Source organism: Alteromonas sp. KUL42 (genome assembly GCF_006538325.1).
Taxonomy (GTDB): Bacteria; Pseudomonadota; Gammaproteobacteria; order Enterobacterales; family Alteromonadaceae; genus Alteromonas.
Window position 1 is genome coordinate 1 of sequence record NZ_BJKK01000033.1, and the last position, 10,437, is coordinate 10,437.

The window sequence follows — 10,437 nt, forward strand, 5'->3', positions numbered from 1 at the left end:
TTTTTTTGTTCGCCTTTTAAACACTAACCTCGAGTACACGAGCCGTTATACATGGCTATACTTCACGTGTAATTTGTAAGTTATCGATAAGGCGTGTTGTACCCATAAACAACGCAACCACAATGACAAGTTGCTTGTCATCTGCCGCTGCGGGCATAAATGTTTGTGCGTTAACAACTTTAATGTAATCGTTCTTAAAGCCTTCTTTTTCTAGTTCGCTTATGGCGCTATTTTCGATATCGGCAAAGTTTGTATCGCCTTGTTCGATGGCAAGCTTCATTTTCTGCATCGCTTGATAAATCAAGCTGGCTTTTGCCTTTTCCTCAGTCGAGAGGTATCCGTTACGAGAGCTCATTGCCAAACCAGATGCTTCGCGCTCGGTGGGTACGCCGTGAACCGTTACTGCCATTGAGAGGTCACGTACCATAGTGCGAATAACTTGAAGTTGTTGAAAGTCTTTTTCACCAAAAAACGCGTCGTCTGGCTGCACCATGTTAAAAAGCTTGTTCACCACGGTTGCTACACCGCGAAAATGCCCCGGGCGGCTCGCGCCGCAAAGCACATCTGATATACCGGGCACTTCAACGAAGGTTTGCACGTCGAGACCAGCGGGGTACATATCCTGTACACTGGGAAGAAATACGGCATCAGCGCCTTCGCCAATCAGTTTGGCTTTATCATCTTCAATGGTACGAGGGTAAGCATCTAAGTCTTCATTGGCACCAAATTGCATAGGGTTTACAAATATACTTATGATGACTTTGTCGTTATGGGCTTTAGCGCGCTTAACCAACTTTAAGTGACCGTCGTGCAAATTACCCATGGTTGGAACAAAACCAACACTACTTCCTTGGCGTTTCCATTCGCCAATTAACGCGCGTAATGAAGCAATACTATCAACAACTTTCATAATCGCCCTTTCTTATTCGAAGCTGTGTTCTTGTGAGGGGAATACGCCGTTTTGTACTTCTTCAATATACAATGCCACGGCTTTGCGCATATCACCTGTTTCTGTGAGGTAGTTTTTAGAGAATTTCGGCATGTAGTTTGCGCTGATCCCAAACATATCGTGCATTACCAAAATTTGCCCGTCAGTATCTTTACCTGCGCCAATACCGATAACTGGTATAGACAAGGCTTCGCTAACGGCTTTACCCAATGAGGCGGGTACGCACTCAAGCACAAGAAGTTGAATACCTGCAGCTTCAAGCGCTTTCGCTTCTTCCAGTAACTTGTCGGCCTGGCTCTGCTCGCGCCCCTGTACTTTAAAACCACCAAAAACGTGTACCGATTGTGGCGTTAACCCTAAGTGGCCACACACAGGCACACCACGTAGGTTTAAACCCGCTATCGTTTCGCACAACCAACGACCACCTTCCATTTTAACCATGCTTGCCCCAGCCGCCATTAGCGTAGCAGCGTTTGAATACGACTGCTCTGGTGTGGCATAGGACATAAACGGCATATCTGCGATAACAAAAGCGCGTGCTGTACCTTTGCGAACACTGCGAGTGTGGTAGGCAATATCGTCAACAGTGACAGGAAGTGTATCGTCCTCACCTTGTAAAACCATACCCAACGAATCGCCAATCAAAATAGCGTCAACGCCTTGCTCGTCAAACATTTTTGCAAAGCTTGCATCATAGGCAGTTAGTGAAGTAATTTTTTCTCCAGCTTGCTTCTTTTTAAGCAAGCCTGAAACGGTCACTTTCTTCATCACATGTTCCCGATTAGGTTACGAAATAGCTATCAAATATTGATATTGTGTGGCGAACTATACGGATTTTGCCGCTAATTGGAAGTGCGCAGGCGACGAAGCCCATCAAGAGAACAGTTGGCGACCCATTGCGCAATAGGCTTGCCATCTTGCATCACTAAATCAGGCGCTATCTCAAACAAAGGTACCATCACAAATTCGCGAGCCGCCATACCAGAATGAGGTACGGTTAAATCGGCGGTGTCGATGGTTTCATTGCCATATAGCAAAATATCTAAATCTAGCGTGCGTGGCCCCCAGCGCTCGCCTTTGCGCTCTCGACCTTCTTCTAGCTCTATACGTTGTAGTTGCTTTAATAGGCCATGTGGCTTCAACGAGGTTTCAATTAAGCACACAGCGTTGATATAGTCGGGCTGGTCTTGCGGGCCCATTGGTTTACTGCAATACAGCGACGATGTTTTTAAAACGCGGGTGTTTTCTATGTTACCAATGGCATTAAATGCATTTTTAACTGTATTGGTGCTGTTACCTAGGTTACTGCCCACGCCTATGTATACGTGCTCTTTAGGCATCAGAATCTCTCTTTACTGGACGGCGCTTGCGTTTTTTGGGCGCACCCTTCCCGCCTTCATTACGCCTTAAGGCGTTGAGCATAGCTTTTTGTTTACCGTTTTCTGCATGTTGGAAATGGGTCCACCATTGGGCCAGCTCTAATAAATCACCGCCTTCAATTTGCCCGCGCACCAGAAGGAAGTCGTATCCAGCTCTAAACTTAGGGTGAGTAAGCAGCTGAAAGGCACGGCGGCCAAAACGTTTTGGCAAACGCTGTTGTAAAATCCAAATGTCACGGATAACTGTTGAAAAGCGCTTTGGAATCATTATGCGCTGAGTTTGACGTGCAATTACATCACCTGAAGCGATATTAAATGCGTCATGGGCATTGAGGCCAGACTCAGATTGTAAGCGCTGTGAATGCTCTTCCACTGGATACCACAGCAAAGCAGCGTATAAAAAGGCTGGCGTTACCCGTTGATTGCTATTAATTCGCTCGTCGGTATTGGCTAAAACCCGTCTTACAAATTGCATCTCGCGGCTATTTTCATCTTTTAAGAATGGCGCAAGTTGCGGGAAAAGCGGCTCGATAAGCCCATATTCTCTTAGCATTAAAAAGGTTTCTTCACCTTTTCCCGATAGAAACAACTTTAGTGTTTCTTCGAAAAGTCGCGCTGGTGGAATATTTTGCAACAGGTTAGCGAGTTGTTTGATTGGCGCAGCGGTTGTCTTTTCAATGTGCATCGACAGTTTAACTGCAAATCGAACAGCCCTAAGCATGCGAACTGGGTCTTCTCGATAACGGGTTTCTGGATCGCCAATTAAAGCAACTTCGCGCTTTTCTATGGCATTTAAACCATTGGCGAAATCTTTAACGGTAAAGTCTGCCACGTTGTAATACATGGCATTAAAAGTAAAATCACGGCGTTCAGCATCTTCTTCAATGGTGCCAAAGACGTTATCGCGCACAAGTTGACCATGAGCATCGCGTTTAGCAATGGCTTTGCCTTTAGGAACCGTGTCGTCTTCATCCGTTTCTTGGTGATGACCGCGAAATGTAGCTACTTCAATGATGTCGCGACCAAACACGATATGCGCCAAGCGAAAACGGCGGCCTATTAGGCGGCAATTTTTAAAAAGCCCCTTAATTTGCTCTGGTGTTGCATTGGTAACAACATCGAAATCTTTGGGCTCATACCCCATCAAAATATCGCGTACGCAGCCGCCCACTAAGTAAGATTCAAAACCGGCCCCATTTAGGCGGTACATTACTTTTAAGGCGTTATCACTGATATCTTCTCGAGAGATACCGTGTTCGCCCCGTGTCATGGTTCTTGGCTTTAAAGCACTGCTAGACGCGCTCTCTTTCGCAAAAGCCCGTTTCACAGATTTAAAAACACGATGAATGATGATGGTATCTCCGCAAACTATAAAGGTTGGATATAATAAGTGGATTCATGTTGTGGAACAATAATTTCGGGTGTTTTCAGCACTTTTTTCCTATCCCACATTGAAATAGCACTATCGAGCAATGATGCAACGCTGTCAAATTCATTATCTTCGGGGAAATCAAAACCCAAAAAGCGCATTGCTTTCACTAAATTATCTTTGGCAAATTTATTATCGATGGGGGCGGCATGATTTTGCTTGCTGAGTTTTCTTCCAGGAGTTATCGAAGCCACAGGCACATGGCCATAAGTAGGTGCTTCATAGCCTAGCGCCTTATACACACAGCGCTGAAGTGGTGTAACGTCAATTAAGTCGCAACCGCGAATAACATGATTCACTTGTTGGAACACATCATCAAGTACAACAACTAAGTTATAAGAGAAAAGGCCATCACGACGCTTTAGCACTACGTCTTCCGCTATGCAGTTAGCCTCGTGTAGTTCAAACTTGCCCATAATGAGGTCGTCAAATGGCGATAAGTGCTCATCAAGTCTCAGTCTCACCGCGCTACCAGGTGTTTGTCGAGGGATGGTTCGGACGCGACAATGGCCGTTGTATTGCCCGCCCATGGCTTTGATTTCTTTTCGCGTACAAGTGCACAAATAGGCACGCTGCTTGTCGATAAGTTCGTCAACAATACTTTGATAGCGGGGGTGATGTTGGGTTTGATAGATAACTTCGCCGTCCCAGCAAAGACCGTGCTGCTCTAACGTATGGAGAATATCTCTGTCGACGCCAGAGATACACCGTGGCTCGTCGATATCTTCCATGCGAAGAAGCCATTTGCCTTTGTTATGCTTGGCATCAAGATAGCTGGCGACGGCGGTTACAAGCGAACCGAAATGCAGTTGTCCAGAAGGGGAAGGGGCAAAGCGCCCAACATAATTTTCACGCATCATAATAAAAAGCCCCACCATTTGGGATGAGGCTTTCTAATCAAACTCACTTTAAGGTAGTTAAAATTAACCTTGAAGTTGTTTTTCTTTGATTTCAGCCATAGTCTTACAGTCAATACACAAGTCTGCTGTAGGACGAGCTTCTAAGCGACGAATACCAATTTCAATTCCGCACTGATCGCAGAAACCAAAATCGTCTTCTTCAATTCGCTTAAGCGTTTTCTCAATTTTCTTTATTAGCTTACGCTCACGGTCACGTGTACGTAACTCTAGGCTGAACTCTTCTTCTTGAGCTGCACGGTCTACAGGGTCAGGGAAGTTTGCTGCTTCATCCTTCATGTGTGTTACCGTACGATCAACTTCTTCACGAAGCTGGTTACGCCATGCTTTAAGCAGCAGACGGAAGTGTTCCATTTGGGGCTCGCCCATGTACTCTTCGTCAGGTTTTGCTTCGTACGGCTGCAGACCTGCCAGCGCTAATAGTCCTAGGGATTTTGTTTCTTTTCCTGTTGGCATGTGCCACATCTCCTACACTACGACATCCATCTTGTCCTACTCGGACCGATATCTATAACAGACTCGGTAACTTCAGGCAATCAGTCGTGTCTATGTAATTATTATGCTGGTATTAATTTACTTGTACTTTAGCCAGCCGGCTACCAGCAAACGCATTAGTGCGTTCTCCCACTAAAACAAGGCGCAAATATGGCGCTAAATTGAAAAAATTCAACCTCGTTTTTTACAAAAATACTGGGAGTGATTGATTTAAAATGATTTTTTGTTCATCTATTGTACACCGTGCCGCCAAAATAGCGACACCTGCATCTGCGGCTGTCTTTACGCTTTGTGCATAGTTTGGATCAATGTGCTTGGCAATATGAACGGATGTTATCGCGGTGTGTTGAACGCAAAATAACAAACTGGTTTTAATACCGCTTTGAGCCAGTCTTGCCAGTTCAAGGCAGTGTTTCGCGCCGCGCTGTGTAACAGCATCGGGAAAATAACCCTTGTCAGCATCGCGCAGCGTTACTGACTTAACTTCCAAATACTCGGTTGCAGCCTGATGTGTCAGGGCAAAATCAAAACGGCTATTCGCGGTTGGTGGTGTTACTTCTGCTTTCCACGTATCAATGTGAGAAAATTCGTCGAGCACCTTGTTATCCAGTGCTTCCGCCACCAGTTTGTTAGCATTGTGGGTGTTGATACCGATAAAGTGATCATCGAAGGTTTTGGCCAGTTCCCACGTATATTTTAATTTTCGTTTGGGGTTATCCGATTCACTTAGGTATACCGTATACCCAGGTTCTGCGCAGCCCGTCATCGCACCAGTATTCGGGCAGTGGGCGGTTACAATGGAACCATCTTCTAGCGTGACATCAGCAAGAAAACGTTTGTATCTTTTTACTAACGTACCGCGTACAAGTGGGGGTGAGAACTTCATGACTCTCCTTACATGAGAGAAGTAGCGAAAAACGAGTTTTAGATTTGTTAACCTTAATGTTTAAGGTATCGGATTAGGTTAACAGGCAAACCAACGAATGCAAAATTGCATCGAAATATTGCATATCAGCAAATACGGTTATTGATAACCGATAAATGAAAAACGAATAAGGATTGAAACCCAATGGCAGAATTTACCGTCAGTCTTTCTAGAAATAGCGCACAGTCTGTTTGGGGAGAGAATGCAAAGCTCTCTTTCACCGAGACTGGAGCCACGATCCATTTGCCCGACAATGAACTAAATGAGTCTTTAATTCAGCAGGCGGCGAGAAAGCTAGATGGTCTCAACCTCCCTGAAGTCACGTTGGTAGGAGAGTGGCATAAAGAGCAGCAATGGGCATTTGCATTGAGCTTTACCCGTGCACGCAAACCCGCTGCTATCAAGTGGGCAGAGACAGCAGACAAAGCCACATTAGAGCAGGAATATACGGCATTGTTGTTTACTCGCCAATTAGTTAATGAAACACCAGAAGATTTGAGCCCGGAAACATTGGCGCAGCGCGCAGCACAGTGGCTTTCGTCGCTTGGCGGTGACAAGGTGTCATACTCTATGACTGTTGGTGAAGCGCTAAAAGAGCAAGGTTGGATTGGCATTTATAATGTAGGGCGAGGTAGCGAGCGTCCACCTGCGATGTTAGTACTGGATTACAACCCAACAGGAAATGCTGACGCGCCTGTGGATGCGGTACTTGTGGGCAAAGGCATAACATTTGACAGTGGCGGCTACAGCATAAAATCAAGCGAAGGTATGCTGGATATGAAGTGTGACATGGGCGGTGCTGCCACAGTGACAGGTGCACTGGGGCTGGCCATATCACAAGGTATTCAAAAGCGTATTCAACTTATTCTGTGTTGTGCGGAAAACCTCATTAGTGGTCATGCGTATAAGTTAGGCGACGTGCTCACATACAAAAATGGCGTTACGGTGGAAGTGGTAAATACCGATGCGGAAGGACGACTTGTTCTCGCCGACGGACTAATGGCAGCAACTGAAACTGGCGCACCGCTAATAATTGACGCAGCAACGCTAACCGGTGCTGCTGTAGTCGCACTAGGTTCAGATTATCACGGCGTGTTCTCGCTTGATGACAGTGCAAGAGAGCAAATGCTTGCGGCGGCTAAGGCTGAAAATGAACGCTTTTGGCCATTACCACTAGAAGCCTTTCACGCAGAACGATGCCCCTCAGCGTTTGCTGATACGGCAAACAGCCGTCCAATGAAAGGTGGTGGCGGTGGCGGTGCATCAAATGCGGCAGGATTTCTCTCTCGCTTCGTGAAGCCACAAGGATGGGTGCATCTAGATTTAGCAGCCGCTTATCATGGTGGAGCTACGGCAGAAATGCCGGTAGGGGCAACAGCAAAAGGCATACGCAGTATCGCGCGCATGCTTAAAGACTATAAAGCCTAAAACAAGCTCTAGGCCTTCCAGCAGTTCATCTAAAAAGCACAACAATACAAGGTTCATTGTTGTGCTTTTTATATTGTTAAGGTGTTGTAAGGCTATAGTTGACTAAACCTTAATTTATTAAAGTTTATCGCGAAACGTTACAATCCGCCTAAGCGCTCAGCCAATTGTTTGTAGCGCTCAACATCACCGCTATCAAACAGCGGGTTGCCATCAGTATCTTTATCTTTAGACACCAAGAGGCTTTCTCGCTCTAAACGTTCTACGCGAACTTCTTGAACTCCTAAGAATGAAGCTACCTCTTTAACCGTCATTAAACTCATTGTTTTATTTCCACTTGTTAGTTTTGTTTATTGTTTTCAATTTGCGGACAAATACTGAAACGTATTACATCAAAAATGCTTGTTAATAAACATTATCCAAAAGGCGTACAAAGCGCAAAAGATAATCCTTAACAATTTGTGTCCATAAGCACGAGTCTTTTGAATAGGTTTCAACCGCAAAGTTCAACATGCTATAGATTTTAATAGTTAAGCCTAATTTTGAATGACTGCCAATGTACTATTTTTATAGCAATTCATGTGAATAGGTGTTTTTTCATTGCTTGGCTTGGTTTACCATTGCGGGTTCTGCAAGTTCACGTCTTTTTATACCTAACATTGAAGGAAAAATTACTATGGATACTTGGTCTGCCGCGATCATGCTATTTCTGATCATGGATCCATTGGGGAATTTGCCTGTGTTCATGTCGGTTTTGAAATCTATTGAACCCAAAAGACGTCAAATAATTCTGATTAGAGAGTTATTATTTGCGTTGGGTATCCTGTTTCTCTTCTTATTTAGTGGTCAATCAGTTCTAAATTTCTTAAATGTAGAACAAGAAACAGTCAGTATCGCCGGTGGTATAATTCTGTTTTTGATCGCATTAAAAATGATATTTCCCTCTTCGGGAAATCCCAGCGGGCTAGCGGTAGGTGAAGAGCCATTTTTGGTTCCTCTTGCCATTCCTATGATCGCAGGCCCATCAACCCTAGCAGCACTTATTCTGCTAGCAAATCAAGCACCAGACAGAATGACTGACTGGTCAATTGCATTGGCAGCCTCGTGGTCAATTAGTGCGGTAATTTTAATGTTCTCCAACGTGTTCCACAAAATACTAGGTGAGCGTGGATTAGTTGCCATGGAGCGATTAATGGGTATGATTCTGGTCATGATTGCCATTCAGATGTTATTAGATGGCGTAACTCAATACTTCATGCAGGCCACTGGAGCACTGTAAATGGCGAAACAAAAATTAAATACGTTTGGGCGTGTTCGCGCGCTTGAAGGGTGGAAAGCATTAGCCTTTGGCGCAGCGCTGTTAGAACGGATGTTGCCAAATTACACGCTTTTTTGTGAATTGACGGAAAGTGGTGATGCACAAGCATTACGCAATTGTCTGAACCTTGTTTGGGAGTCATTGAAATCGCCGAAGAGCAAATTCAATGTGGGTGTGCAATTAGAAAAAGTTGAAGTTGCAACACCTGATACCAGCGAGTTTGACAACTATGGCGTATACCCAGCAATTGATGCGGCGATTGGCTTGGCCTGTTTGCTTAATTTGCTGGCTGGAGATGATCCTCAAGGAGCGGTTGTCATCAGCAAGTTATCACAAGGCAGTGTTGAAGCGTATTTACTGGCCACTGAAGAAGCGAGCGATGAAACGGTAAAAACGCACCCTCTAATGGAGTTTGAAGTTGAGGTTCAAAACGAGCTACTCGATTTTGTAGAACAAGCAAAATATCCTGCAAAAGCCGTTGATGAAATGAAACAACTCGCGCTTGAAGCGGGAATTTCGAATATTGGATTAGAACTCTAGTTCGGTTTCAACCGTTAAAGTGTGGGCGTAAAGTTGAAGGTCAATTCGACCTTCAACTTACTTCAATAAGCATGTAAGCCAGCGAACTGGTTTTCTTTTCTTTTACGATTTTCCAATTATCCGGTAACGGTGGAGTTGTAAGCGTACTCTCGTGCTCCAAATAGATAACACTACCTGCTTTTACGTATTGGCGTGTATCAAGTGCGTTAAGCGTAGGAGCAACCAGGCCTTTTCCAAAAGGCGGATCCACAAACACAATATCAAATGCAGTGCTACCAAGCTCTTTCAATACACTCAGGGCGTCACCCTGATGAACACGGGCACTACTATCGTCAGCTAACTTCAAGGTTGTAATATTTTTAATGAGTTGCTGGCTAGCTTGTTTGTCGAGCTCAATAAAATCACAATGGGCTGCATAGCGAGACAGGGCCTCGAGCCCTAAGCCACCAGAGCCCGCAAAAACATCTAAGCAGCGTGCGTCACTTACGTATGGCATGAGCCAATTAAACAAGGTTTCTTTGTTTCTGTCTGTGGTTGGTCTTAACCCTTCGGCATTGAGTACTGGTAGCTTTCTTCCACGCCATTGACCGCCGATAATTCTAATTTGACCAGTCGCATTAACGACACGCCCACTGGCATTTTTTGCCGATTGACGTTTTTTTGTAGAAGATGGTGCCCGAGAAGGGCGAGAAACTCGCTTCATAGTGGCTGACAATGGTATCATGCGTTCATACAATAGGCGGCAAGTGTAGCCGAATTTGCTAAGAATTTATAAGGATTTGTCCTAACAATGTCGAAACTTTTTGGCTGGTTCAATAAGAACAAAAAAGCAGAGAAAGAAAAAGTACAACAGGCCGAAGCAGAAGCTCAAGCTAAGGCCGAAGCAGAAGCCCAAGCTAAAGCGGAAGCAGAAGCCCAAGCCAAGGCCGAAGCAGAAGCTCAAGCTAAGGCGGAAGCAGAGGCGCAAGCTAGAGCGCAAGCAGAAGCCCAAGCTAAGGCCGAAGCAGAAGCTCAAGCTAAGGCCGAAGCAGAAGCTCAAGCTAAGGCCGAAGCAGAGGCG

General features: G+C 45.1%; 12 protein-coding genes and 1 pseudogene. 4 read left to right on the top strand and 9 right to left on the bottom strand.

What is annotated here, in order from left to right:
• Positions 1–55: 55 nt before the first annotated feature.
• From panC to sfsA, 7 genes are all read right to left on the bottom strand, one after another.
• Positions 56–910, bottom strand: a complete 855-nt coding sequence (gene panC / locus EYR97_RS21590; protein WP_131095824.1) for a pantoate--beta-alanine ligase — start codon at positions 908–910, stop codon at positions 56–58.
• 12 nt (positions 911–922) lie between these two features.
• Positions 923–1,717, bottom strand: a complete 795-nt coding sequence (gene panB / locus EYR97_RS21595) for a 3-methyl-2-oxobutanoate hydroxymethyltransferase (RefSeq protein ID WP_131095825.1) — start codon at positions 1,715–1,717, stop codon at positions 923–925.
• A 74-nt stretch (positions 1,718–1,791) separates the two neighbouring features.
• On the bottom strand, positions 1,792–2,289 hold the full coding sequence (gene folK / locus EYR97_RS21600; protein ID WP_131095826.1) for a 2-amino-4-hydroxy-6-hydroxymethyldihydropteridine diphosphokinase: 498 nt from the start codon (positions 2,287–2,289) through the stop codon (positions 1,792–1,794).
• Positions 2,282–3,598, bottom strand: a complete 1,317-nt coding sequence (gene pcnB, locus EYR97_RS21605) for a polynucleotide adenylyltransferase PcnB (protein WP_131095827.1) — start codon at positions 3,596–3,598, stop codon at positions 2,282–2,284. Before pcnB ends, folK begins: the two co-directional genes overlap by 8 nt.
• Positions 3,599–3,696: 98 nt before the next feature.
• Positions 3,697–4,617 carry a tRNA glutamyl-Q(34) synthetase GluQRS gene (gene gluQRS, locus EYR97_RS21610; protein WP_242635159.1) on the bottom strand — a complete coding sequence of 307 codons (921 nt, stop codon included), beginning with the start codon at positions 4,615–4,617 and terminating at the stop codon, positions 3,697–3,699.
• Positions 4,618–4,680: 63 nt separating this feature from the next.
• Positions 4,681–5,130, bottom strand: a complete 450-nt coding sequence (dksA, locus tag EYR97_RS21615) for an RNA polymerase-binding protein DksA (protein WP_131095828.1) — start codon at positions 5,128–5,130, stop codon at positions 4,681–4,683.
• Positions 5,131–5,353: 223 nt separating this feature from the next.
• Complete coding sequence (gene sfsA, locus EYR97_RS21620; RefSeq protein ID WP_131095829.1) at positions 5,354–6,055, bottom strand: DNA/RNA nuclease SfsA; 702 nt, start codon at positions 6,053–6,055, stop codon at positions 5,354–5,356.
• Positions 6,056–6,238: 183 nt separating this feature from the next.
• On the opposite strand from sfsA, the gene pepB reads away from it, so the two are divergent.
• Positions 6,239–7,522: an aminopeptidase PepB gene (gene pepB, locus EYR97_RS21625; RefSeq protein WP_131095830.1), complete on the top strand. Its 1,284-nt coding sequence runs from the start codon at positions 6,239–6,241 to the stop codon at positions 7,520–7,522.
• Between the two features lie 137 nt (positions 7,523–7,659).
• On the opposite strand, the gene EYR97_RS21630 is transcribed toward pepB, so the two are convergent.
• On the bottom strand, positions 7,660–7,842 hold the full coding sequence (locus EYR97_RS21630) for a helix-turn-helix domain-containing protein (RefSeq protein ID WP_131095831.1): 183 nt from the start codon (positions 7,840–7,842) through the stop codon (positions 7,660–7,662).
• Between the two features lie 353 nt (positions 7,843–8,195).
• Between EYR97_RS21630 and EYR97_RS21635 the strand changes: the two genes are divergently transcribed.
• Both EYR97_RS21635 and EYR97_RS21640 read left to right on the top strand, forming a co-directional pair.
• A complete protein-coding gene (locus EYR97_RS21635; protein ID WP_131095832.1) occupies positions 8,196–8,798 on the top strand; it encodes a YhgN family NAAT transporter in 603 nt (200 codons plus the stop codon).
• The gene (locus tag EYR97_RS21640) at positions 8,799–9,377 is read left to right on the top strand and encodes a YjaG family protein (protein ID WP_131095833.1); all 579 of its coding nucleotides are present in this window, start codon (positions 8,799–8,801) and stop codon (positions 9,375–9,377) included.
• A gap of 52 nt (positions 9,378–9,429) precedes the next feature.
• Here EYR97_RS21640 and rsmD read toward each other — a convergent pair whose 3' ends face one another.
• Complete coding sequence (gene rsmD / locus EYR97_RS21645; protein WP_131095834.1) at positions 9,430–10,101, bottom strand: 16S rRNA (guanine(966)-N(2))-methyltransferase RsmD; 672 nt, start codon at positions 10,099–10,101, stop codon at positions 9,430–9,432.
• Positions 10,102–10,167: 66 nt separating this feature from the next.
• Between rsmD and EYR97_RS21650 the strand changes: the two are divergent.
• A pseudogene (locus EYR97_RS21650) lies at positions 10,168–10,437 on the top strand (signal recognition particle-docking protein FtsY); the annotation flags it as partial.